This window comes from Aeromonas sp. 2MA4, from assembly GCF_029237305.1.
Classification (GTDB): Bacteria; Pseudomonadota; Gammaproteobacteria; order Enterobacterales; family Aeromonadaceae; genus Aeromonas; species Aeromonas salmonicida.
The window spans coordinates 99,031-123,942 of sequence record NZ_JAACFY010000007.1; the positions used below are offsets into that span (position 1 = coordinate 99,031).

Genomic DNA, 24,912 nt, shown 5'->3' on the forward strand with positions numbered 1-24,912 from the left:
AGGGAGTAAACATAAAAGAAGCGGCCCTTGGGCCGCTTCTTTCAGAACAGGAACTTATTCCTGATTAGCGGTGATGTAATCGATAGCCGCTTGAACAGTAGTGATCTTTTCGGCTTCTTCATCAGGAATTTCGGTATCGAATTCTTCTTCCAGCGCCATTACCAGTTCAACGGTATCCAAAGAGTCAGCGCCCAGGTCGTCGACGAAGGAGGCAGCGTTCTTGACGTCTTCCTCTTTAACACCCAGTTGTTCGATGATGATTTTCTTTACGCGTTCTTCGATGTTGCTCATGACCTGAATTTTCCTTTAAAAATACGCTATTGCGTCTGGTTGGGGTAGTTTATTCAATTAACGTCAGTTTGCAAGTAGCTTGCCTCTGGTCAAACCACGAAATTCGCCAAACTTCGGCGTACTATCGCAAATTTGAACAGATCTCACGACAAATTGATTACACCATGTACATCCCGCCGTTAACATGCAGGGTTTCGCCAGTGATATAGGCGGCATCATCCGACGCCAAGAATACCACAGCTGCGGCAATTTCTTTTGGATCACCCAAACGGGCTGCTGGCACCTGATTCATGATGCCGGCACGTTGTTCGTCATTCAGTGCCCGGGTCATGTCGGTCTCGATAAAACCGGGCGCAACCGCATTCACTGTAATACCACGGGATGCCACTTCCCGAGCCAACGATTTGGTAAAGCCAACCAGACCCGCCTTGGCGGCTGCATAGTTGACCTGGCCTGCATTGCCCATGGTTCCAACCACGGAGCCGATGCTGATAATCCGGCCATGACGCTTCTTCATCATGGCGCGCAATACTGGTTTGCTCAGACGATAGAGGGAAGTCAGGTTGGTGTCGATGATTTCATTCCACTCGTCATCTTTCATACGCATCAACAGGTTGTCGCGGGTGATGCCGGCATTGTTGATCAGGATATCGATGTCGCCGAAACGCGCCTTGATGGCCGCGAAAACAGTCTCGATGGATTCAGGACTGGTCACGTTCAGTGCCATGCCACAACCCTGCTCACCCAGATAGGCGCTGATAGCCTCTGCGCCGCTGTCGCTTGTCGCAGTGCCGACGACTTTTGCGCCACGGGCCGCAAATGTCTCGGCAATCGCACGGCCGATACCACGACTGGCACCGGTCACCAACACAACCTTATCGGTAAAACTCATTATCTGCTCCTGTTTACTTGGACTGGGCCAGCGCCAGCTCGAAAGAGGCTACATCGTTGGCATGGATACCTTCCACGCGCTTGTCGATGCGCTTGGCCAGCCCGGTCAATACCTTGCCCGGCCCCATCTCGATCTCGAGGGTGACACCTTCATTGGCCATCCGCTCCACCGTCTCGGTCCAACGGACCGGACTGAATAGCTGACGCACCAGCGCTTGCTTGATGGCGGCCGGATCCTGTTCGCAGGATACGTCGACATTATTGATGACTGCGATGGTTGGAACCTTGATCTCGATCCCGTCCAGCGCAGCCGCCAGTTTTTCTGCGGCAGGTTTCATCAGTGCACAGTGGGATGGCACCGAGACCGGCAGCGGCAATGCCCGCTTGGCGCCAGACTCTTTCATCAGTACGTTTGCGCGCTCAACCGCTTCCTTGTGACCGGCGATCACCACCTGGCCCGGGGAGTTGAAGTTGACCGGAGAGACCACCTGACCTTGCGCCGCTTTTTCGCAGTTGGCGGCGATGGCTTCGTTATCCAGACCTATGATGGCCGCCATGGCACCGGTCCCTTCCGGTACGGCTTCCTGCATGGCCAAACCACGCAGTTCAACCAGTTTGACCGCATCCGCGAAATCCAGCGCGCCACTGCACACCAGTGCAGAGTACTCACCCAGACTGTGGCCGGCCATCATGGCGGGGGTGGCCCCACCCTGCTGTTGCCACAGACGCCACAGTGCGACGGAGGCCGTCAGCAACGCTGGCTGGGTACGCCAGGTTTTGTTCAGATCTTCAACCGGACCATCCATGACCAGGGCAAACAGGTCATAACCCAGCACCTGGCTCGCTTCGGCGAAGGTTTCCTTGATCACGGCGTGTTGCTCGGCCAGCTCGGCCAGCATGCCAACGGCTTGGGAGCCTTGTCCCGGGAAGGCAATGGCAAATTGGGTCATCATTGATTCCTTTAAGGTAAGACAAAACGAAATCGGTCACGGGATGATGCCTTGGCGCCATCCCGCTGAAGATCAGAGGCGGATCAGTGCCGAACCCCAAGCGAAACCACCGCCGAAGGCCTCCAGCAGTACCAACTGGCCCGGTTTGATCCGGCCGTCACGCACCCCTTCATCAAAGGCAATGGGCACGGAGGCTGCAGAAGTGTTGCCGTGTTTGTCGAGGGTCAGCACCACTTTATCGAGGCTCATGCCGAGCTTCTTGGCGGTCGCGCTGATGATGCGGAAGTTGGCCTGGTGCGGTACCAGCCAGTCGAGTTCGCTCGGCGCTATGCCAGCGGCTGCCAGCGTCTCGGTCACGATCTCGCTCAACCGCGTCACCGCGACCTTGAACACATCGTTGCCCTTCATATACATGTAGGCTTCGAGCTCGGCGCCCGGCATGCCGCGACGAGGGTGTGGCAGCTTGAGCAGATCGCCATAACGGCCATCGGCATGAAGGTGCGTTGACAGGATCCCAGGCATCTCGCTCGCGCCAACAATCACAGCCCCTGCCCCGTCACCAAACAGTATGATGGTGCCGCGATCTTGCGGGTCACACATGCGGGACAGCACATCGGCGCCAACAACCAGCACATGGCGGGCGGCCCCGGATTTGACGAACTGATCGGCAATGGAGAGCGCATAGGTGAAACCGGCGCAGGCGGCGGCCACGTCAAATGCAGGAATGCCTGGCACACCGAGTAATCCCTGCAGCTCGCAGGCGGCAGCCGGGAAGGCGTTTTCGGCGCTGGTGGTCGCCAGCACTATCATGTCGAGATCGACAGCGGTCAGACCCGCGGCTTCCAGGGCGCGCAGGGCGGCCTGGTGAGACAGGGTGGCGACAGTTTCGTCGGCACCGGCAATACGGCGTTCACGGATCCCGGTACGTTCCACGATCCACTCATCACTGGTTTCAACCATTTGCTCGAGATCGGCGTTGGTACGCACTGAACTCGGCAGATAACTGCCAGTACCCAGAATTTTGCTATGCATAGAGTTCTTATAGATCCCTGTCGGAAAAGACAGATTCAAGGCGATCTGCTATTTGCAATGGAAGTTGATGCTTGGCCTCTTGTGCGGCCAGCAGGATCGCATTACACAGAGCGTGCCGTTCGGCTCGCCCATGGCTTTTTACCACAATGCCGCGCAATCCTAACAGACTTGCACCGTTATACTGGTCGGGGTTCAGGTAAGAAAAACGTCGTTTGAACATAAATCCGGCGAGTCGGCCAAGAAAACTGCGTTTTTTGCGGGGATATCCGGCCAGCTGGGCCATCATCCGCACTACCCCTTCCGCCGTTTTGAGGGCGACATTGCCAACAAAACCATCGCAGACAATAACATCACACTCGCCGCTGAAGATGCGATCCCCCTCGACAAAGCCAACGAAATTGAGTGCGCTGCACTGACGGAGCAACTCTGCGCTGTGACGCACCAGGTCATTGCCCTTTATCTCCTCCTCCCCCACGTTGAGCAAGGCAACCCGGGGCGACGCAATGCCTTCAACCTTTTCGGCCACCACCGACCCCATCACAGCGAACTGCAACAGGGTGTCGGCATCGCAACTGACATTGGCCCCCAGATCCAGCATCACGGTACGCTTGCCGCTCAAGGTCGGCAGCGCCTTGATGAGCGCAGGTCTGTCGACACCGGGCAAGGATTTGAGCACACACTTGGCCATGGCCATCAGGGCACCGGTATTACCGGCACTGACGCAGGCATCGGCCTCACCGGCTTTCACCAGATTGAGCACAACCCGCATGGAGGAGTCTTTCAGAGTTCTCAGCGCCACGATCGGCTTGTCGCCCATGCCAACCACCTGGGATGCATGTACGAAACGAACGCGAGGATGAGTCAGCAAGCCATGTTGCTGCAATAAGGCAGTGGTCTGGTGTTGATCACCAACCAGAATGAGTTTTAGCTGGGGCAAAAGAGACAGTGCCTGCACAACGGCAGGCACTGTTTCCGAGGGGCCAATATCTCCCCCCATTATGTCTAGCGCGACAGTTTGCGTAGACAAAGGCAATCCTTAAGCGATTACCTTTTTACCGCGGTAGAAACCATCGGCAGTCACATGGTGACGACGATGAATTTCACCACTGGTCTGATCAACAGTCAGAGCTGCACTGGTCAGCGCATCGTGTGAACGACGCATGCCACGCTTGGCACGGGTTTTACGGTTCTGTTGTACGGCCATTGTAGGCTAACTCCTAGATTCACTTACGTTTAAGCTCTTCAAGAACTGCAAAGGGATTCGGCCGCTCATCAGCAGGTTCGATATCACCCCAAGTCATGTCCATGTTACCGCGAGGGCACGCATCCATTGGATGCATTGCCACCTGAGGCAACGAGAGGATGAGTTCATCCTCCAGAACTTGATGAAGATCTATCTCGCCGTTTTCGTCCAACTCAATGGGCTCATAAGCTTCCGGCAGTTCTTCCTCGTTTGTTTTTTCAAACAGCGGAGTGTAGATAAAATCAGCTTCACAAAGGTGCTCGAATGTCTCTCCACAACGCTGGCAAACCAGGTCAACCTTGGCATGGGCAGTGCCTTTCATAACGGTCAACTTCTGGACATCTTTGCCAAAGTGCAGTGATACATCAACATCACTCTGCAAGCCTGCAGTTGATTCCTCCAGCCTGGGCATCTGCGACTTTTCCACTATCCCGACATAGTCGAGCAGCTTCAAGGCATTACGGACTGGATCAACCTTAACGGGCAACTTCACCTTTTGCATAGGGCGCGAATATTATAGGTCCAACAACTGATAGTCAAAGGAAAAAGTCCTTACCGCCGATGATTTTAACCATACAAGTCCCTGAGATGCCGGGACTTGTTCTCATCGGTGGCTGATTATGCCATAAACAGCAGGATCCTACACAGGATCCTGTCCGGATTTACTGCTCACCCAGAATGACAACCCAAGTGCCATCCACATCATTGCTGGTCCAGCATGGAAACCTTATCGGAGATTTGCCCAGCTCACGGCGTGACGATACCATCGGCATCTGACTGCATCGAATCAGGACATCACAACACAATGCCAACACAGCTTATCCTCGCCTCCACGTCCCGCTATCGCAAAACCCTGTTGGAAAAACTCGGCCTTCCCTTTGCATGTGCAGCGCCCGAGGTGGATGAATCTCCCCTGCCCGGCGAATCTGCCGAGACGCTGGTGGCGCGGCTGGCCTATGCCAAGGCTAATGCCATTGCCAACCAGCGTGATCAGGGATTGATCATAGGGTCCGATCAGGTGTGTGTCTGCGACGGTCAGATCCTGGGCAAGCCGGGCACTGTGGAGAAGGCTGTGGCACAACTGATGGCCGCACGGGGCCGCAGCATCACCTTTTATACCGGCCTGTGCGTACTGGATGCCGCCAGCGGCAAGGCAGAACAGCTGGTGGAGCCCTTCACTGTGCACTTCCGCACTCTGGATGAGACCGCCATTCGCCGCTACGTGGCAGCGGAGATGCCCCTTGATTGCGCGGGCAGTTTCAAATGTGAAGGTATGGGGATAGTGCTGTTCAAGGGGCTGGAGGGGCGCGATCCCAACGCCCTGATCGGCCTGCCCCTGATCGGTCTGATCGAGCTGCTGGAACGCCACGGCCTCGCCCTGCCCTGACGGGAATGGCCTATCCACGACGAGCTAAACGAACAACGGGAGCCCAGGCTCCCGTTTCGTCATTTATTCAACTGGCATATGGCAAGACTAACCCAGCAGCAGCTTCAACTCGTCCATGGTATCGACGACCGCAAGCGGATCATGTGTCTGCAAGCGCTTCTTGTCGTGCACACCCCAGCTTACGCCGATCCGCGGCATGGCGAGCGCTTCTGCCATCGCCATGTCGTGGATGGAGTCACCGATCATCACTGCCTGATGGGGAGCAAAGCCCAGCTCATCCAGAATTTGCGTCAACATCAGAGGATCGGGTTTGGAGTTGGCCTCGTCCGCGCCACGGGTGGCAGCAAACAGCGGTCGCAGGCCAGTATCATCCAGCACCCGATCCAGGCCGCGGCGAGACTTGCCGGTGGCCACCGCCAGCGCAATCCCCTGCCCGTGCCAGTGGTGCAGCAGCGCACTCGCCCCGACAAAAAGTGGGCTGGGCGTGCCATCATGCACATAATGGTGACGATAGCGGGCGATCAGGGCGTTGACCCGCTCGCCGCCCGGCGCCAGGTCAAACAGCAGCGGAATGCCGACCTCCAGGCTGAGCCCTATTATCTGATGTGTCTGCACCGCAGTGGGCACCGGCTCGCCGCAATCGCGCGCCGCGCCCGCGACGCAGGCAACAATCCGCCCCACCGAGTCCATCAGGGTACCGTCCCAGTCGAAAATGGCGAGTCGGATAGCCTTCATCAGCGTGCCAACTTGTTGAGGAAATTGTCGAGCTCAGGCGCGAGCGGTGCCTCGATCAGCACCTCGCGGCCATCAACCGGATGAGTGAATGTCAGCTTCCAGGCGTGCAAAAATAGCCGTTTCAGCCCTTGGCTGCGCATTTTCTCGTCAAAGGCGGCTTCCCCATACTTGTCATCACAGGCAATGGGATGACCTGCATGCTGGGTATGGACCCGGATCTGATGGGTACGCCCTGTGATCGGGCTGCACTCGACCAGGGTCGCCTCGGCAAATTGACGGGCGATGCGGAAACGGGTTTCGGATGGCTTGCCATCACTGCTGACCCGCACCACCCGTTCACCGGATTGCAGATCATTCTTGCGCAGTGGCGCATTGACCACCTTGACGTGGGGCTGCCACTGACCGCGCACCAATGCCAGATACTGCTTGCGCATGGTTTTGACCCGCAGCTGCTCATGGAGGCTGCGCAGCGCACTGCGCTTCTTGGCAACCAGCAGTACGCCAGAGGTGTCACGATCCAGCCGATGCACCAGCTCCAGGAAGCGGGCGTCCGGGCGCAGGGCTCGCAGTCCCTCTATGACGCCAAAGCTCAGACCGCTGCCGCCGTGCACGGCCATGCCGGACGGTTTGTTGAGCACTATCATGGCGTCGTCTTCAAACAGGATCTGGCTCTCCAGACGCTGGATGCTGCCAAGGTTGGCAGAGGGCAGTTCGTTTTTCTCGGCAACCCGCACGGGGGGAACCCGCACCTCGTCGCCCGGGCAGAGTTTGTATTCCGGTTTGATGCGCTTTTTATTGACGCGCACTTCCCCTTTTCGAAGGATGCGATAAATCAGGCTCTTGGGGACGCCCTTTAGCTGAGTCTTGAGAAAATTGTCGATGCGCTGCCCTTCATGCTCAGCTTCGATGGTGAGCAGCTGCACTTGTTGTTGTATCTGTGTCATGGCGCGGATTTTAACACTGCCGGCGCCCCTTGGCTGCATGCTTTGTTGAAAAATGGCGCCTTGCTATAAAAGTGGTTTAAATGGGATAATAAACAAGGTTTTGTCATTGTGTTCAAGCCTTGTACTAAGTGGCCAATATTTATGCCACCCAATCCCAAAACACCGTGTATACAAGAACATGACGGTTCCCGGGTGCGAGGTACAACGCATGGAGAACACAAGCAGAACCGATTATTTGTCTCCACATCGGCATCCTTAATTCATGCCTTCTCGAGAAGGCCGAACCAGAGCGCCCTTAGTTTGCGCCTCATGCATACCCCAACCGGGAGGTTGCCCAAGTATGCTGAAGACCCGAGGCCGGCGCCGGCAGGATCCTGTGGAGGAAATCAAAATGACAAAATAACGAGAACTCAATGAAAAGAATGCTAATCAACGCGACTCAGGAAGAGGAGTTGCGCGTAGCGCTGGTTGACGGACAACAGCTCTACGATTTGGATATTGAAAGTCCGGGCCATGAGCAGAAAAAAGCGAACATCTACAAGGGTAAGATCACCCGCGTAGAACCCAGTCTCGAAGCTGCTTTTGTCGACTACGGCGCTGAACGCCACGGTTTCCTGCCGTTAAAGGAAATCGCCCGCAATTACTTCCCCTCCGGTTATTCCTATCAGGGTCGTCCCAACATCAAAGAAGTGGTCCGCGAAGGCCAGGAAGTGATCGTCCAGATCGATAAAGAAGAGCGTGGCACCAAGGGTGCAGCCCTCACCACCTTTATCAGTCTGGCCGGTAGCTACCTGGTGCTGATGCCGAACAACCCCCGTGCAGGCGGCATCTCCCGCCGCATTGAGGGCGATGAACGGACAGAACTGAAAGAAGCCCTGAGCGGACTGACAGTACCGGACGGCATGGGCCTCATCGTGCGTACCGCCGGTGTGGGCAAATCCCCGGAAGAGCTGGAATGGGATCTCAACGTTCTGCTCAACCACTGGGACTCCATCCACAAGGCGTCACAGGACCGAACTGCTCCCGTGCTTATCCACCAGGAAAGCAACGTGATAGTACGCGCCATTCGTGACTACCTGCGTCGCGATGTCGGCGAGATCCTGATCGACGACCCTGTCATCTTTGAACGTGCCCGTGCTCACATCGAGCTGGTTCGTCCCGATTTCCTCAACCGCGTGAAGCTGTACAAGGGTGAAGTTGCCCTGTTCAACCACTTCCAGATTGAGAGCCAAATCGAGTCGGCCTTCCAGCGCGAAGTGCGCCTGCCCTCCGGCGGCAGCATAGTCATCGATCCGACCGAAGCACTGACCTCCATCGATATCAACTCCTCCCGCGCCACCAAGGGCGGCGATATCGAAGAGACGGCGCTGCAAACCAACCTGGAGGCGGCCGATGAAATTGCCCGTCAATTGCGTCTGCGCGACCTGGGTGGCCTGATCGTCATCGACTTCATCGACATGACGCCGGTTCGCCATCAGCGCGAAGTGGAAAACCGTCTGCGTGAAGCGGTACATCAGGACCGCGCCCGCATCCAGCTGGGCCGTATCTCCCGTTTCGGTCTGCTGGAAATGTCCCGTCAGCGTCTGCGCCCCTCCCTCAACGAGTCCAGCAGTCATATCTGCCCCCGTTGCCAGGGCCAGGGGGTCATCCGTGACAACGAATCACTGGCCTTGTCCATCCTGCGTCTCATCGAAGAAGAGGCCATGAAGGACAACACAGAGCAGGTTCATGCTCAGGTGCCGGTTGATGTTGCCGCCTATCTGCTCAACGAGAAGCGCGCCTCCATCGCCAGTCTGGAACAGCGTAATGAAGTACGTCTGTACATCATTCCTAACCAGCATCTGGAAACCCCGCACTACGAAGTGACCCGCATCCGTCAGAACGAGATCCCGGAAGCGGCCAGCTACGAGCTGAAAACCGAAATTGCCAAGCCGGTCTACCAGCCCAAGCAAGCTCAGGTGATCGAGCGTGAGCAACCGCTGCTGCAAGGCTTCGTCCAGGCACCTCAACCTGCTGCGCCGGCTGCAGTTGCTGCCCCCATCGCGGCGCCAGCCCCCGTTGCCGCCAAAGCGGAAGCGGGTCTGTTTGGCAAACTGTTGAAGGCCATTTCAGGTCTGTTCGGTTCCGACGCGGCCCCTTCCGATGTCAAGGCACCAGCCGAGAAACCGGCAGTGCAACGGGAAGCACGCAAGGACGAGGCTCATCGTCATCAGCGTGATGACACCCGTGGCCGTGGTCAGCGTCCCCGTCGTGACGACAACCGCAACAGCCGCAACACAGCTGAAGCGGGTGAAAAGCGCGAAGGCGCCGCCAGTCGCGAGGGTGGCGAAAGCCGCAACCGTCGTCCGCGCAAAGAGCGCGAACCTCGTCAAGAGCGTGAGCCCCGTCAGGAACGTGAAACTCGCACTGAAGTGCGCAGCGAGCAGCGTGTGGAACGTGAGCCCCGCGAACCGCGTCAGGAACGTGAACCGCGCGCCCCGCGTCCGGCTCGTGAGCCCCGTGCACCGCGCGAGCCCCGTGCCGAGGTGGTCGTTGAAGCGGTAGAAACCGTTGAAACTGCCCTTGTCAGCACAGAGCCGCAGCAGGAAAAAGAGCAGAAAGTCGCCGAGCGCCGCGAACGTCGTCAACTGCGCAAGCAGATCCGTTCCGACGTACCGGCCAGCGATGTTGCTGTTGTGCCGACCGAGGCTCCCGTTGCTGTCGTGGCGGATGCCGTTGAGCAGAGTGACGAGCAGGCCGACGGCCAGCGTCGTTCCCGTCGCACCCCGCGCACTCAGCGTATCGAGGGTCAACGCCGCAAGCGCATCAACGAAGATGCTCGCAGCCAGCGTGATGATGACGATCAGCAGGCAGACACCGCAACCATGACCACAGCCGCCCAGGCGGATGCTGCTCAGGTGAAGGTGGAAGAGCCGGCTGTGCCTGTCGTCACCATCCCGAGCGCCGCTGCCATTGCCGCTGCCGTGCAAGCCTCTTCCGCTCTGACCGAGCACGTAGTGGCAGAAGCCGTTGCCGAAGAAGCACGTGAGCAAGCAGAAGCCGCAGTAGCCCTGGTCGCAGCACCTGTCGTGACCGACACTGTTGCCGCCGTTGCTGAAGCTGACGCAGCCCCTGTTGCTGCCGAGCAGGTTGTGGCAGAGGCAGTGACTGCGCCAGTCGTTGCCGAAGTGACCCCCGTCATTGAAGCAGCACCTGCCGATGTCAAGACTGCTGAGGTCGTTGCAGCAACGCCTGCTGTTGAGGCCCCTGTTGTTACCGAAGCAGCCCCTGTTGTTACCGAAGCAGCCCCGGTTGTCGAAACTGCGCCCATTGAGGCAACTCCTGCTGTCATCGAAACTGCGCCGGTCGTGACTGCTGACGTTGCTGTGGTTGAACCGGTCGCTGAGCCTGCGGCTGAACAGCCTGTTGCCAAGGCAGCGGTTGCAGCCCCTGTGACCAAGCAGGTCAACAAGGGTGCCGGTCTGCTGGCCAGCGCTCGCAAGGCTTCAGCCCCTATGGCAACGCCTGCTGTGGCACCAGCCCAGCCGGAGCGTGAGCCGGTAGAGCAAGCACCGCTGGTTCGCAGCGAAGTGGCAAGCTCTGGCCGTCATGCGGGCAGTACTGCTGCCGTCAATGTGGCAACCAGCCCGGCTGGTCGTCCTTGATTGCTGGCTAACTAGCCTGATAGAAAAAAGAGCCACACAGTGTGTGGCTCTTTTTTTATCCTCAATTCGGGGTGAGGGGTTCGTACTGCAATATCCCCCGCTCTGCCGGTATATAAGATTCCCCTGCCTCGCACCACTCAGCTGATACCGTTCCTTTAGCAACGCTAGCAAGCCTTTTTTCCTCTCCAGCCATCGCTTCATTAGGCAATGATGCCTGGCCTCGCGCTTATGATTGATGCTTGCCTGTCATCACCCCTCTCTCTGACAAAGGCGCTGTTGAGCAAGAGCCCTGCTCGCCCTTGTCTACTCGTATCTGCCTTGCGACTAGCAAGCAGAGACTCTGTTTAGCCAGGATGGGTATCTGCGGTAATGGAGAACATGTTGGCATGTGTTGCCGGGATAGGTATATCCATGTCGGATAGGCCGTGTTATTGGGCGAACAACGCTTCTAGTTTGATGGCATACATAATATAACCAGAAAGCCCATCCTGTTTGGTCAACGCTTTGTATTGCTTCGAGACGAAGCAGACGGACTCTGCTCCACAGCAATGAAAAAAGGGCCCGCAGGCCCTTCGTCAATCAACAAGATTTCGCTGTTATCAGCCGCCAAACAGATGGTGACTGATAAGGAACAGACCACCCGAGAGCAACATGGTCAGCGGCAAGGTCAGCACCCAGGCCATCAGTATGGTCTTGATGGTCTGGCTCTGCAGGCCGGATTTGTTCGCTACCATGGTCCCCGCTACCGCAGAAGAGAGGATATGGGTGGTGGACACAGGCATACCGGTCAAACTGGCAACACCGATGGAAGCAGCCGCAGTGATCTGGGCGGCAATGCCCTGGCTGTATGTCATGCCGGTGGTGCCTATCTTCTCACCCACCGTGTAGACGATACGACGCCAGCCTACCATGGTGCCGCAACCCAGCGCCAAGGCGATGGAGACGATGACCCAGGTCGGTGCATATTCGGCGGTCGCTGTCAGATCCTTGCGCCATTTGGCAAGGTCAGTCAGCTCTTTGGCCGGCAGCGGCAGCTTGGACACCTTGCGGGCTGTGTCGTCAATACACAGCAGCAGGCGACGCACTTCCCGACGATTGGTCAGGTCCATCTCTTCATAGGTACGCACAGCGCCCAGACGGGCATCCAGGGTTGCCATGTTTTGCAGCGTAGCGTCCGCAGAGCAATGGGTCATCAGCGCTTCCTGAGCCTGGGCAGGCACCTTGAAGTCCACGACCTGCGACACCAGCTCGTGGTTGCGCTGATAGATCTCCATGATGCGCTGGTTGGCATCCTGGGTGCGATCCAGCTCGTAGGAACGGCTGTTCATGTCCAGTGCAAAATAGGCGGGGGCCATGCAGATCAACACCAGCATCACCAGACCAATGCCCTTCTGACCATCGTTGGAGCCGTGCACGAAGCTTACTCCCATGGCAGAGGCTACCAGGGTAAGGCGCGCCCAGAACGGCGGGTGCTTCTTGCCATCCACCAGCAACCGCTCTTCCGGAGTCTTGTGGATCTTGCTACCCAGCCAGACTCGCTTCATGGCAAACAGCAACAGGGCGGCCACGATGAAGCCCACGGTCGGCGAGATGATCAGGGAAAGCATGATGTCGATGGCTTTGGCGACGTTGATGCCCTGAGTCAGCGGCTGATGGTTGAGCCAGGCATAGGCACCGCCTACCCCCAGAATGGAACCGATCAGTGTGTGAGAACTGGAGGCCGGAATGCCCAGGAACCAGGTCCCCAGATTCCAGACAATGGCTGAAAACAGCAGGGAGAACACCATGATCAAACCCTGGCTGGAATCCATGCCCAACAGCAAATCAATCGGCAGCAAATGGACAATGGCATAGGCTACGCCCAGACCGCCGAACATGACGCCAAAAAAGTTGAAGATCCCGGATGCGACTACCGCCAGGTGAGCCGGCATCGCTTTGGTGTAGATAACCGTTGCTACCGCGTTGGCGGTATCGTGAAAGCCATTGATAAATTCATAGGCAAGCACAAAAAAAACGGCCAATACCAAACCGATTGACCACCACAAACCCAAACCACTAAACATTTCAAACATACAAAACGAACCTGTTTATGAGTTGCGGCGGATTATGCCAGAAGGCTGGCGGTGCCATACCCGTTGTTGAAATATTTCAGTAAGAAAAAAAAAGGGCATTCAGTAGGGAAATAGCTTACAGCCAGTCTCCATGCGGCTTGTCTTTGATTAATTAAACAAACTTGAGCTGACAAAAACAGTTCCCAAACGGGGACAATTCATCACATTCAGGCAGCGCAAGGCAGATCTTCTATCGGTTCCAGCGTCAATTTTCGGCCGACCGACACCTGAGAATGGAGACATAAGGGCAAGCAATCAGCCCGCTCCCCTGCCCCAACCACTTGGGTCTCCTGCGCCCTGTCACTGGGCACAATCGCAAGCCCAACAGCAAGGGGCGCCATGGGCGCCCCTCTTTCAACACTCAGCAAGTGGATCACATCAGGGGATATCAATCCTGGTTGATGCGGCTGGCAACGGCGCCCTGCTGACTCTTGTACTTGGCGTTTTCCCGCTTGTTGTAAGGGCGGGCGGCTGGGCCGGAGAGCATCTCGAAGTTCAAGGCACCGATCTTCATCTTGGGGCGCAGCGCCAGCGGCAGTTTGCCACCGTTGTAGAACTCCAGCACGATACGACCAGACCAGCCCGGATCGATCCGGTGCGCCGTGACGTGCACCATCAGACCGAGACGGGCCAGGGAGGAGCGGCCATCCAGCCAGCCGACAATATCCGCAGGCAAGGTGACTGATTCATAAGTCACCGCCAGCGCCAGCTGGCCCGGGTGCAGATAGAAGGCTTCGCCATCCGGAATGTGGATCTCGTCGCTCATCACCCGATCGATGGCGTCGGCCATCTCGCTGTTCGGGCCGCTCAAATCAATATAGGGAGCGGTATGATCACGAAATACCCGAAACTCGTTGCCCAGCAGCACATCGACGCTGACGCCGCTGATCCGCTCAACACCGGGCCTTGGCTCAATGACGATCTTGCCCTCATCCAGATGACGTTCAATATCGGTATCACAAAGACGCATTGGGCGACTCTCCTGACAAAATGTTCATTTAAAAAAGCCGGGCATCACCCGGCTTGTTTCATCTTAACCAATCAACATGTGGCGAATGCGCGCCTTGAGCATGTCGATGGCGATGCGGTTCTTGCCACCGCGGGGCACGATCACGTCCGCGTACTGCTTGGAAGGCTCGATAAACTGCAAAAACATGGGGCGCACGGTTTTCTGATACTGCTTGAGTACGGAATCCATGGTACGACCACGCTCCTGTACGTCACGCACCAAACGGCGCAGCAGGCAGATATCCAGCGGGGTATCCATGAAGATGGAGGCATCCATCAGATCCCGCAAGCGACTGTCAGTCAGCAGCAGGATCCCTTCCAGAATGATCACCCGACGCGGGGCGAACGGTGTCACCTCGTTCATGCGGGTGTGCTCTGTATAAGAGTACTGGGGGATATTGACCGCATCCCCTTTTACCAGCTGGCTCAGATGCTGCACCAGCAGATCGTGATCCAGGGCATTGGGGTGGTCATAGTTGGTTTTGACCCGCTCTTCCATGGTCAGGTGGGTCTGATCACGGTAGTAGCAATCTTCGGTGATCACACCAATCTGACCTGCGCCCAGTTCGGCCACCAGCTCTTCATAAATGGTTTGAGCGATAAGACTCTTGCCAGACGCGGATGCGCCAGCAATACCGATGATCACACACGAATGTTGAGTATCAGACATTGAAAATACCTAAAGAGAAGAGCAGTGGGGATTGTTTAAACCGATCCATTATATAAAAAAGGGTGAGCCATGCCCACCCTCAAATCCACCTCAAACAGCCGACAGCCGATTATTCATCCAGCGCCATGGCATAGAGAGGGGTCGCAATCGGTTTACCGCTGAAATAGAGTTCAGCACCCACCCGACGAGCCAGCTTCAGATAGGCCTGGGCCAGGCTTCCTTCCGGTGCCCCGAACACGGTTGGGCAGCCATCATCCATGTGTTGACGGATATCAATGTGCAGCGGCAGCTGACCCAGCAGCGCCACTTGATACTGCTCTGCCATCTTCTGGCCGCCACCTGTCCCGAACAAGGACTCGCGATGACCGCAGGCACTGCAGACGTGATAGCTCATGTTTTCTATGATGCCGAGCACGGGCACATTGACCTTGTTGAACATGGCGACCCCCTTGCGGGCATCGGCCAGCGCCACATCTTGCGGCGTAGTGACGATCACGGCGGCAGACGTGGGTACCTGCTGGGCCATGGTGAGTTGTATGTCCCCCGTACCTGGCGGCATGTCCACCACCAGATAGTCCACCTCTCCCCAACGGGTCTCATGGAGGATCTGGGCCAACGCCTTGCTCGCCATGGGGCCGCGCCAGATGGTGGCATCCTGCTCGGCCACCAGATAACCGATGCTGTTGCTCTTGAGGCCACAGGCGATCACCGGCTCCATCAACTTGCCGTCAAGGCTGCTGGGACGCTCCTTGAGGGTACCCATCATGGTCGGAATGGAGGGGCCATAGATGTCTGCATCCAGAATGGCGACCCGCGCCCCCTCTTTTTGCAGCGCCAGCGCCAGGTTGACAGCGGTGGTGGACTTGCCGACCCCGCCCTTGCCGGAGGCGACCACCAGGATGTTGCGAATGCCCTGCACCGCGGCCAGCCCTTGCGCCCGCGGCATGCTGGCCACCTCGATGTCACAGGTCCAGTCGATGCGGGTCGCACCGGTAGCGGTGCGCAGGCGAGCGTCGAACTCCTGCTTGATCTGCTCAAACAGGGAAGATCCGGCAAAGGGCAACACCAGTTTGATGACCAGGCCTTGCCCTTGCTGCTCTATGCTGCGCGCAAACCCGGCCGCAACCAGATCCTTGTCCCACCCTGTCGGCTTAAATTCGGCCAGGATCTGTTTTACTGAATCAATCACCAGTAACTCCTCATTATCTTGTCATTATCTTGAGGTGAACTGTTACCGCACACAAATCAGTGGCTTGCCTGCTTGCCAACCAGCGCGAGCACCAAGGCGGACAGCGCCGCCACCCTAGGCAGGCGACCCCCAATTCGGGTAACATGCACGGCACTGTATCATCCCAACAAGCACATCAAGAACGACTATATGGCAACTGATCCTCGTACAATGCTGGTAACCTGCGCCCTCCCCTACGCCAATGGCTCCATCCATCTTGGCCACATGCTGGAACACATCCAGGCCGATATCTGGGTTCGTTATCAGCGAATGCGTGGCCATCAGGTGCACTTCATCTGTGCCGATGATGCCCATGGCACCCCCATCATGCTCAAGGCGCAACAGATGGGGATCACCCCGGAAGAGATGATCGCGGCTGTATCCAAAGAGCACCAGACCGACTTCGCCGGTTTCAATATCAGCTTCGACAACTATCACTCCACCCACAGTGATGAGAACCGCGAACTGGCGGAGCTGATCTACGGCCGTCTGAAAGACGGTGGCTTTATCAAGGGCCGCACCATCACTCAGCTGTTCGATCCGGAAAAATCCATGTTCCTGCCGGACCGCTTCGTCAAGGGCACCTGCCCCAAGTGCAAGTCTCCGGAGCAATACGGCGACAACTGCGACAGCTGCGGTGCCACCTACAGCCCGACCGAGCTCATCGATCCGAAATCCGCCGTCTCCGGTGCGACCCCGGTGATGAAGGACTCCGAGCACTTCTTCTTCGACCTGCCCCAGTTCGAAACCTGGCTGGCTGGCTGGGTACGCGGCTCCGGCGCCATTCAGGAAGAGATGGCCAACAAGATGCAGGAGTGGTTCGAGAGCGGCCTGCAGCAGTGGGACATCACCCGCGACGCCCCCTATTTCGGTTTCGAGATCCCGGGTGCCCCTGGCAAGTACTTCTACGTCTGGCTGGATGCTCCTATCGGCTATATGGCGTCGTTCAAGAACCTGTGCAACAAGCGCGGCGATATCGACTTTGACAGCTACTGGAAGGCGGACTCCGAGGCAGAGCTCTATCACTTCATCGGCAAGGACATCGCCTACTTCCACTGCCTGTTCTGGCCATCCATGCTGGAAGGAGCGGGTTTCCGCAAGCCAACCAAGGTCAACGTACACGGCTATGTGACCGTCAACGGTGCCAAGATGTCCAAGTCCAAGGGCACCTTCATCAAAGCCTCCACCTACCTGAACCACCTGGATCCTGAGTGCCTGCGCTACTACTACGCCGCCAAGCTCAACAGCCGCATCGACGATCTGGATCTCAACCTGGATGACTTCGTGGCGCGGGTCAACGCCGACGTGGTCAACAAGCTGGTCAATCTCGCCTCCCGCAACGCCGGCTTCATCGCCAAGCGTTTCGACGGCAAGCTGGCCGCTACCTGCGCCGAGCCCGAGCTCTATGCCGAGTTCGCCAACGCCAGCGCCTCCATCAGCGAGGCCTATGAAGCGCGCGAATTCAGCCGCGCCATCCGCGAGATCATGGCACTGGCCGACAAGGCCAACCGCTATGTGGATGAGAAGGCGCCCTGGGTGCTGGCCAAGCAGGAAGGCGCAGACGCCGAGCTGCAGGCGGTCTGCTCCGTGGGCATCAACCTGTTCCGCGTGCTGATGGCCTACCTCAAGCCGGTCATGCCACTGTTGGCCGAGCGTGCCGAAGCCTTCCTGGGTGAGACCCTCACCTGGAATGGCGTGGCCCTGCCGCTAACCAACCATCAGCTGACCCCCTTCAAGGCACTGTTCTCCCGCATCGAGCCCGCCAAGATTGAAGCCATGATCGAGGCCTCCAAGGAGGACCTTGCCAAGGAGCAGGCTCCCAAGATCACAGGCCCGTTGGCAGATGACCCCATAAGCCCAACCATCTCCTATGAGGATTTCGCCAAGCTTGATCTGCGCGTGGCGCTGATCAAAAAGGCGGAAGCGGTACCGGAAGCGGACAAGCTGCTCAAGTTGCAACTGGATCTGGGCGGTGAAACCCGTCAGGTCTTCGCCGGCATCAAGTCCGCCTACAACCCGGAAGATCTGGAAGGCAAGCTGACAGTGATGGTGGCCAACCTGGCGCCGCGCAAAATGCGCTTTGGCATGTCCGAAGGCATGGTGCTGGCCGCAGGCCCGGGCGGCAAGGACCTCTGGATCCTGGAGCCGCAGGAAGGCGCCCAGCCAGGCATGCGCGTCAAGTAAGCTTGCTTGACGCGCCACATGAGAAGAGAGGCCATCTGGCCTCTCTTTTTTATGCCATTTTCCCACAGCATGGGCAGACTCGCCCCCTATCCCCCACACATAGGCGGTTGTTGCCGCGGCACAATTTGCCTAGACTGCCTTTTCACCAAGGGGCGCACATGGGCCCGTCACTCATCAGACAAGGAGCAAACATGATCACCTTATACGGAACCCCGGTCAGCCGGGCACTGCGCATATCCTGGTTACTGGAAGAGTTGGGCGTGGCGTGGCAATTTCAGTTTCTCGACTTCGCCAAGGGCGAGAACCGCAGCGAGTGGTTTCTGGCGCTGAACCCGAGCGGCAAGATGCCGGTGCTCAAAGATGGGGATTTCGTACTGACCGAATCCGCCGCCATCATGCAGTACCTGGCCGAAGTCTATGGCTCGGATTGGCTGCCAGCCAGAGGGACGCAGGCATCGGCGTTGCATGCCCAGTGGGTCAGCTTCATTACCTGTGAGCTGGAGCAACCCTTGTGGACCATCGGCAAGCACAAGTTTGCCCTGCCGGAACCCCAGCGCCTGCCAGCCATCTTCCCCACAGCCAAGTGGGAGTTTGACAAGGCGGCGGCCATCGCCGAGTCCTGGGTGCCCGAGCAGGGCTACCTGCTCGGGGAGCAGATCACCATAGCGGATCTGCTGCTGGCCCATACCCTGATGTGGGCCACCCGCTTCGAGCAGACCATTCCTCCCAAACTGGCCGCCTATCGGGATCGCCTGGCCAAACGCCCTGCCTTGCAAGCCGTGCTGGCCAAGACCCAAGCCATCGCCGACGCCGCCCAGGCCAGCTGACGCCAACATAGGCAAACGGGAGCCCCGATGGCTCCCGTTTTTATGCGTGGCATGGCGGTTTCCCTCCGCTCAATTGGTGTGAAATCCCCCTTTCTGTGGTGGCGGTGCCTCTTCATACTCCATCCTGGTCACCTCGGCGGTGCGCGGCCCGTGCTCCAGCCAGCCCAGCATCATCTGCACCCCGTGCTCGGGACCACAGATCAGGATCTCCACCGAGCCATCAGCCAGGTTGTAGGCGTAGCCACGCAGTCCCAGTTGCAACGCCCGCTCACGGGTAAAGTAGCGAAATCCCACCCCTTGCACCTGACCCCAGACGTGCACGACAAACGATTGCTCTCCCATTTCTCACACCTTTCCCTTAAGAAATTTCTCTCCAAGGCGATAATGAGCGCGACACTCTCTTCCCCCTTGCAGGACGCAATATCATTATGAAAGAAGTAAAATTCCGGTGGGTTGACCGCTATCTCATTCATCTCACGATCAGTGAAAAATTTCTCATTACCTTCTGGTGCCCTCTGCTGTTTATCGCCTTTCTCACCTGGTATCTGCTGGCCGATGGTCATGATCAGCAGATGCAGATCAGGCTGGATCAACTCCAACAAAGGGTCCAGACCAGCGCCCAGCTGGTGAGCCAGCAACCGACCCTCACTCTGCCTGCGGATCTCACCCTGAGTCCGACCGGCAGTGTCGGCCTGACCCAACAGGGAGACAACTACCGCTTCAGTGCCAGCGCAGGCCAGGCCGGCTTCGTGACCGGCAGCCTGGATGCCGGCCGCTACTCCATGTGGGACGGACAGGGCACCACCCTCACCATCATCGCCGTGCTGGCGGCCTTGCTGGCCCTCATCACCCACTACCTGATGACCTTTGTCTCCGGCGCCCTCTACTCCACCAACAAGGCGTTGCAGACAGTGGCTGACGGGGATCTCACCTTCCGTCTCAACTTCTTCCCGGTGCGGGACGAGTTCTCCATCCTGGCGGGCAGCATAGACAGATTCACCGACCGCCAGCACAAGATAGTGCAGCTGGTGGAAGAGTCTGCCGAGGCACTTACCATGGCCGCCGACGAGTTTCGTGACCACGCCAGCGAAGGAGAAACCATGGCCCGCTCCCAGCGCCAGCACATGGACTCCTTGGCTGCCGCCATGGAGCAGATGTCGGCCGCCATTCGGGAAGTTGCCCGCAACGCCAACGACACTCTGCAGCAGACTCGCCAATCGAGCGAAGAGGCGGCCAACGGCGCCGCCCGGGTATCGCGTACCATAGCCGCCATACGCACCCTGGCCGACGAGATAGGCAACGCCTCAGGCGCTGTGGAGCGACTGACCCACAACGCCAATCGCATCAACGAGGTGGTCAACGTCATCAATGCCATCTCCCAGCAGACCAATCTGCTGGCCCTCAATGCCGCCATCGAAGCCGCTCGCGCGGGTGAGCAGGGTCGTGGCTTTGCGGTGGTGGCGGACGAGGTGCGCACCCTCGCCAGCCGCACCCAGCAGGCCACTGTGGAGATCCAGCAGATGATCGAAGAGCTGCAGGCCGGCACCGGCGCCCTCAACGACATCATGGAGAAGACTGTCGGCCGCGCCGCCAGCAGCCAGGCGCTGATCAGTGAAGTGGGGCTCGACATCGACAAGCTCAGCAACCACAGCGATGCCGTGCTGGAGATGAGCACCCAGATAGCCACCTCCAGCGAGGAGCAGAGCTCGGTCGCCGGGGAGATCACCCGCAACCTGGACCAGGTTCGCCACGAAGCGGGTCAGGTGGAGGAATCCGCCAGCGCTTCTGTGGCCGGCACTGCCGGTCTCAAAGGCACGGCAACCGAGCTGGCCCAGGCACTGAAGGGGCTCAAGATCTGATCTGAAGCAGATGCCAGATCAGACAAGCCGGGCTCTCTTGCCAAGGTTGTTTGAGTTTTACCAGCGGGCCACATAGAATGTGGCCCCTTTTCTTTTTACCATCGGCAAACACCCATGAGCGTTTTCATCTATCTCGTCAAAGGCCGCGAAAAATCCCTGCTGCGCCGTCACCCCTGGATCTTCTCCAAGGGGATTGAGCGGGTTGAAGGCAACCCCGTTGACGGCGATACCGTCGAGATCTACGCCAACGATGGCCGGTGGCTCGCCCGTGGTGCCTGGTCAGGCAGCTCCCAGATCCGTGCCCGGGTCTGGACCTTCGATAAAGAGGAGACAGTCGATCTCGACTTCTTCTTGCGTCGCCTCAAATATGCCCAGGAGTCCCGCGATCCGCTGATCAAGCGTCAGGGCCTCACCGGCTATCGCCTGTGCGCCGCCGAATCCGACGGTTTGCCGGGTCTGACCATAGACCGTTATGCCGATTTCCTGGTGTGCCAGATCCTCTCCGCCGGTGCCGAGTTCCAGCGCGAGCTGATCACCCAGGCGCTGCGTACCCTCTACCCGGAGTGCAGCATCTATGAGCGCTCCGACGTGGCAGTACGCAAGAAGGAAGGATTGAAAGAGCGCACCGGCGTCATCCATGGCGAGACCCCGACCGAGCCTGTGGTGATCGAAGAGAACGGCGTCAAGATCCTGGTGGACATCCGCAACGGTCACAAGACCGGCTTCTATCTGGATCAGCGCGACAACCGTCAGGCTGTCTCCAAGTACACCTCGGCTAAGCGGGTGCTCAACTGCTTCAGCTACACCGGTGGCTTTGGCATCTATGCCCTCAAGGGTGGCGCCAAAGAAGTGGTCAACGTGGATCTCTCCCAGACTGCGCTGGATATGGCCCGCCAGAATGCCGAGCTGAACGGGCTGGATATCTCCAACACCCAGTTCATCCGTCACGATGTGTTCAAGCTGCTGCGTGAATACCGCGAGAAGGGTGAGAAGTTCGACGTTATCGTGCTGGATCCGCCCAAGTTTGCCGAGAGCAAGGCCCAGCTGCTGGGTGCCTGCCGCGGCTACAAGGACATCAACATGCTGGCGTTCCAGCTGCTGGCGCCGGGCGGCGTGCTCTTGACCTACTCCTGCTCCGGCCTGATGGAGCAGAGCCTGTTCCAGAAGATCGTTGCCGATGCGGCGCTCGACGCCGGTCGCGATGCCCAGATCCTGGAGCTGTTGTCACAAGCCTCTGATCACCCCATTGGCACCGCCTATCCGGAAGGCTTCTATCTCAAAGGGCTGGTGGTTCGCGCCCGCTGATCGTCAATACCCGTTCCCTTTGATCAAACAGGCCCGCATTGCGGGCCTGATTTTTAGGCATCGCTGCGTATAATGCCCGAGCCAGACGCGGCTCCCTTGCCCCCCTCATTCTTCTTCCGCCTGTTATCTTTCCCTGTCTTTATTTCACTGCTTGAACTGTTGTTGTACACAATCCGTGCACACTTTATGACTTTAATCACACCCGTATGACTCTCTTTTGGGTAGTGTGGTCCCGCCTGTGACCAGCATGAGTCAAGGCTGCGGAGTCATCAGGTTTGATGCCCCTGCACAACAACAAAATCGATGTCAGGCCAAGCTGAACATCGCAAGGGATACCATCATGAATCAATCATTGCCGCTGTTGACGCCGCTGCGGGGCATCGCTGCCCTGATGGTGGTGCTGTTCCATGCCCGATTGCTGCTCTTTCCCCAGTGGATGGAGTCGATCGCAGGCCACACCCAACTCATCGAGAACGGCTACCTCTGGGTCGATCTCTTCTTTATTTTAAGCGGCGTGGTGCTGGCCCATGTCTATGGGGAGGCTTTCAGTCACAGGCCCCGCACCATCGGCTATGGCCGCTTCCTCTGGCTGCGGCTGACCCGGGTCTACCCCCTCTACCTTGTCACCCTAGTGCTGCTGGTGGGCTGGGAGCTTTACAAGGCCCGGCACGGGATTGGCTTCTATGCCGGCCCGCTGTTCAAGATGTGGGAGTGGGAGGGGATGCCGCCCTTCGGTTCACCCTTCACCCCGGCCGAGGCGCTGCCGAGTGCCTTCCTGCTGCTACAGGTGGTAACCGATCACGGGCTGACCTGGAACTTCGCCGCCTGGTCCCTGAGCGTAGAGTGGATAAGCTACCTGCTGTTCCCGCTGCTGATCCCGCTCGCCGTGACCCGCAGTCGCTGGGGCCATCTCGCGCCGCTGCTGGCGCTGACGGTGCTTGCCTTTATAGTGCACAGCCGGGGCACCCTGGATATCACCAGCGGGGCGCTGGCGGTGGGACGCGGGGTGAGTGAATTCGTGCTCGGACTCTGGCTGCTGCCCAGGGTCAAGGCCGCGCGACGCTTGCCCATGATGCAACGGGATCTGCCGCTGCTGATCGCCTTTGTTCTGCCCTTCGTGCTGATGCAATTCACTATGACGCCGCAGCTGACCCTGTTGCTGATCGGCGCCTACGTGTTGCTGATCTGGATTGCCGCCGCTCAGGGGGAGCGCCAGAGCCCGCTGCTGCGCCTGCTGGACAACCGCCTCACCAACTGGCTGGGGGATCTCTCCTACTCCATCTACCTGCTCCATGTGCTGGTACTGCTCACCGGCTGCGAGCTTATTCACTATCTGGCGCCGGGGTTCACCGAGTGGTGGTATGCCCAGACCAGCCCGCTGCTGGGGGTAGTGGCGACCCTGTTGATGCTGGCAGTGCTGATTGGCCTCTCTTCTTTAAGCTACAACCTGCTGGAACGGCCGCTGCAACGGCGCCTGCGCCGCTGGGGCAAGTCGCAGCAACCGGCGATGGAGCGAATCAGTTAAACAAGCAAGTGACCAAGCCTGGATAACCCATCGGTCAGCGTCTCCAGGTTTGCTCAGACGACTCGGATGCTAGCTAAAACCGATGCTGTTGTGCATGGGACCATGGTTACCAGCACCCTGCCCGTCAATCCTTGCCTCCCCCAATAATCTGAAAAAGGGGCCACCTTAAGAAGGGGCCCCTTGATACCGGGTTTAGCCATGATATGGCTCACCGCAGTCGGCTTATTTAACGCCGTAACTGGTCAGGATCTGATCCATGGTCCCGTCTGCACTAATGATTGCCAATCCCTTGTTGAAAGCCTCGATCAACTCCTGGCTGCGCGGGTTTTTCACGCCACTGGCGATATGGAGCGGGTTGGTGGAGAGTGCGTTGGCCGTGAAGGCAAACTTGCTGGCATCCATTCCCTGCTGGGCCATGATGGCCCGGGCAACAACCTCGTCTTCCAACGTCAAATCGATACGCCCATCAAGCAGCTTCTTCAGATTGGTCGGCAAGTCACCGGCCTCCTGACGGTTTAGCTCAGCCTGCATGAAGTCGTCACCGTAGCCATAACCCCGCACTATGCCAATGCTCTTGCCTTTGAGGCTGGCCAAGCCATTCAACTCGAAACTGCCGCCAGCCAACTGGATAAATTTGACCTGATTCTTCAGATACTCGTCACTGAAACGCAGTGACTTGGTGCGAGCTTCGGTGAACCATGCCCCTACCAGAATGTCGATATTCCCTTCCTCAACTTCCGACAACGCCCTGGCCCAAGGCATGATCCGCATGTCGAGCTCATAACCCTGGGTGGCAAGTGCGCGTTTGACCAGCTCTACCGAGATGCCTTTGTTGGCATCAATGACAAAAGGCGGCCAGGGATCTTGCGCAGCCGTCACACTCGCGGCATGCGCCCCAAAGGTCGACAGCGCCAGCAGTAATCCTATCATCCATGATTTCATCTCATACCTCTTGCCTGTGTGGGGAAACCCTTTGAGATAAGAGGAGCGAAGGACACTTTGTCAAGGCAGCAGAGACGACAGGCTATTGTGATTCGAACCCGCAGAGTCCTTGTGGCATAATGCCCTGTCCAATGGC

General features: G+C 58.1%; 22 protein-coding genes. 7 read left to right on the forward strand and 15 right to left on the reverse strand.

All coding sequences use genetic code 11. From position 1 onward, the window contains the following. Positions 1 to 54: 54 nt before the first annotated feature. The 7 genes from acpP to yceD form a co-directional block, all read right to left on the reverse strand. Positions 55 to 291 (reverse strand): acyl carrier protein, encoded by a 237-nt coding sequence (gene acpP, locus GWQ31_RS09560; protein WP_005300909.1) that lies wholly within the window; start codon positions 289 to 291, stop codon positions 55 to 57. Positions 292 to 448: 157 nt separating this feature from the next. After that, complete coding sequence (fabG, locus tag GWQ31_RS09565) at positions 449 to 1,183, reverse strand: 3-oxoacyl-ACP reductase FabG (protein WP_219615690.1); 735 nt, start codon at positions 1,181 to 1,183, stop codon at positions 449 to 451. Positions 1,184 to 1,196: 13 nt separating this feature from the next. Then, complete coding sequence (gene fabD / locus GWQ31_RS09570; RefSeq protein ID WP_034281768.1) at positions 1,197 to 2,132, reverse strand: ACP S-malonyltransferase; 936 nt, start codon at positions 2,130 to 2,132, stop codon at positions 1,197 to 1,199. Between the two features lie 72 nt (positions 2,133 to 2,204). Then, positions 2,205 to 3,164: a beta-ketoacyl-ACP synthase III gene (locus GWQ31_RS09575; protein WP_275909220.1), complete on the reverse strand. Its 960-nt coding sequence runs from the start codon at positions 3,162 to 3,164 to the stop codon at positions 2,205 to 2,207. Between the two features lie 7 nt (positions 3,165 to 3,171). Next, on the reverse strand, positions 3,172 to 4,191 hold the full coding sequence (gene plsX / locus GWQ31_RS09580) for a phosphate acyltransferase PlsX (RefSeq protein WP_011898705.1): 1,020 nt from the start codon (positions 4,189 to 4,191) through the stop codon (positions 3,172 to 3,174). Positions 4,192 to 4,200: 9 nt separating this feature from the next. Next, entirely contained in the window at positions 4,201 to 4,368 is a 168-nt protein-coding gene (rpmF, locus tag GWQ31_RS09585; protein ID WP_005311492.1) for a 50S ribosomal protein L32, read from the reverse strand. A gap of 19 nt (positions 4,369 to 4,387) precedes the next feature. Further along, positions 4,388 to 4,909: a 23S rRNA accumulation protein YceD gene (gene yceD, locus GWQ31_RS09590; protein WP_005311491.1), complete on the reverse strand. Its 522-nt coding sequence runs from the start codon at positions 4,907 to 4,909 to the stop codon at positions 4,388 to 4,390. Between the two features lie 303 nt (positions 4,910 to 5,212). Here yceD and GWQ31_RS09595 point away from each other — a divergent pair, with 303 nt between their 5' ends. Then, complete coding sequence (locus GWQ31_RS09595; protein WP_265462323.1) at positions 5,213 to 5,794, forward strand: nucleoside triphosphate pyrophosphatase; 582 nt, start codon at positions 5,213 to 5,215, stop codon at positions 5,792 to 5,794. A gap of 87 nt (positions 5,795 to 5,881) precedes the next feature. On the opposite strand, the gene GWQ31_RS09600 is transcribed toward GWQ31_RS09595, so the two are convergent. Together GWQ31_RS09600 and rluC are read right to left on the reverse strand one after the other, a co-directional pair. Next, positions 5,882 to 6,529: an HAD-IA family hydrolase gene (locus tag GWQ31_RS09600; RefSeq protein ID WP_155602706.1), complete on the reverse strand. Its 648-nt coding sequence runs from the start codon at positions 6,527 to 6,529 to the stop codon at positions 5,882 to 5,884. Then, positions 6,529 to 7,473, reverse strand: coding sequence for a 23S rRNA pseudouridine(955/2504/2580) synthase RluC (gene rluC / locus GWQ31_RS09605; RefSeq protein ID WP_005311488.1), 945 nt, complete (start codon positions 7,471 to 7,473; stop codon positions 6,529 to 6,531). The genes GWQ31_RS09600 and rluC overlap by 1 nt, the downstream gene beginning before the upstream one ends. 413 nt (positions 7,474 to 7,886) lie before the next feature. On the opposite strand from rluC, the gene rne reads away from it, so the two are divergent. Then, complete coding sequence (rne, locus tag GWQ31_RS09610) at positions 7,887 to 11,117, forward strand: ribonuclease E (protein WP_275909221.1); 3,231 nt, start codon at positions 7,887 to 7,889, stop codon at positions 11,115 to 11,117. A 599-nt stretch (positions 11,118 to 11,716) separates the two neighbouring features. On the opposite strand, the gene GWQ31_RS09615 is transcribed toward rne, so the two are convergent. The 4 genes from GWQ31_RS09615 to apbC form a co-directional block, all read right to left on the reverse strand. Next, the gene (locus GWQ31_RS09615) at positions 11,717 to 13,189 is read right to left on the reverse strand and encodes an inorganic phosphate transporter (protein ID WP_275909222.1); all 1,473 of its coding nucleotides are present in this window, start codon (positions 13,187 to 13,189) and stop codon (positions 11,717 to 11,719) included. A gap of 427 nt (positions 13,190 to 13,616) precedes the next feature. After that, positions 13,617 to 14,198, reverse strand: coding sequence for a dCTP deaminase (dcd, locus tag GWQ31_RS09620; protein WP_005311470.1), 582 nt, complete (start codon positions 14,196 to 14,198; stop codon positions 13,617 to 13,619). A 63-nt stretch (positions 14,199 to 14,261) separates the two neighbouring features. After that, positions 14,262 to 14,906 carry a uridine kinase gene (udk, locus tag GWQ31_RS09625; RefSeq protein ID WP_021138915.1) on the reverse strand — a complete coding sequence of 215 codons (645 nt, stop codon included), beginning with the start codon at positions 14,904 to 14,906 and terminating at the stop codon, positions 14,262 to 14,264. Between the two features lie 109 nt (positions 14,907 to 15,015). Further along, positions 15,016 to 16,098, reverse strand: coding sequence for an iron-sulfur cluster carrier protein ApbC (apbC, locus tag GWQ31_RS09630; RefSeq protein ID WP_256688398.1), 1,083 nt, complete (start codon positions 16,096 to 16,098; stop codon positions 15,016 to 15,018). Positions 16,099 to 16,284: 186 nt separating this feature from the next. On the opposite strand from apbC, the gene metG reads away from it, so the two are divergent. Together metG and GWQ31_RS09640 are read left to right on the forward strand one after the other, a co-directional pair. Beyond that, positions 16,285 to 18,318, forward strand: a complete 2,034-nt coding sequence (gene metG / locus GWQ31_RS09635) for a methionine--tRNA ligase (protein WP_234576641.1) — start codon at positions 16,285 to 16,287, stop codon at positions 18,316 to 18,318. Between the two features lie 191 nt (positions 18,319 to 18,509). Next, entirely contained in the window at positions 18,510 to 19,145 is a 636-nt protein-coding gene (locus GWQ31_RS09640) for a glutathione S-transferase family protein (RefSeq protein ID WP_058394365.1), read from the forward strand. A gap of 69 nt (positions 19,146 to 19,214) precedes the next feature. Here GWQ31_RS09640 and yccX read toward each other — a convergent pair whose 3' ends face one another. Next, on the reverse strand, positions 19,215 to 19,487 hold the full coding sequence (yccX, locus tag GWQ31_RS09645; RefSeq protein ID WP_058394366.1) for an acylphosphatase: 273 nt from the start codon (positions 19,485 to 19,487) through the stop codon (positions 19,215 to 19,217). A gap of 86 nt (positions 19,488 to 19,573) precedes the next feature. Here yccX and GWQ31_RS09650 point away from each other — a divergent pair, with 86 nt between their 5' ends. The 3 genes from GWQ31_RS09650 (at position 19,574) to GWQ31_RS09660 (ending at position 23,834) form a co-directional block, all read left to right on the forward strand. After that, positions 19,574 to 21,004: a methyl-accepting chemotaxis protein gene (locus GWQ31_RS09650; protein ID WP_275909223.1), complete on the forward strand. Its 1,431-nt coding sequence runs from the start codon at positions 19,574 to 19,576 to the stop codon at positions 21,002 to 21,004. Positions 21,005 to 21,118: 114 nt separating this feature from the next. Then, positions 21,119 to 22,309 carry a class I SAM-dependent methyltransferase gene (locus tag GWQ31_RS09655; RefSeq protein ID WP_042467370.1) on the forward strand — a complete coding sequence of 397 codons (1,191 nt, stop codon included), beginning with the start codon at positions 21,119 to 21,121 and terminating at the stop codon, positions 22,307 to 22,309. 340 nt (positions 22,310 to 22,649) lie between these two features. After that, positions 22,650 to 23,834, forward strand: coding sequence for an acyltransferase (locus GWQ31_RS09660; protein ID WP_265462330.1), 1,185 nt, complete (start codon positions 22,650 to 22,652; stop codon positions 23,832 to 23,834). Between the two features lie 222 nt (positions 23,835 to 24,056). Here the strand turns inward: GWQ31_RS09660 and GWQ31_RS09665 are convergent, their stop codons facing one another. Then, positions 24,057 to 24,776 carry a transporter substrate-binding domain-containing protein gene (locus GWQ31_RS09665; protein WP_181455222.1) on the reverse strand — a complete coding sequence of 240 codons (720 nt, stop codon included), beginning with the start codon at positions 24,774 to 24,776 and terminating at the stop codon, positions 24,057 to 24,059. Positions 24,777 to 24,912: the final 136 nt, after the last annotated feature.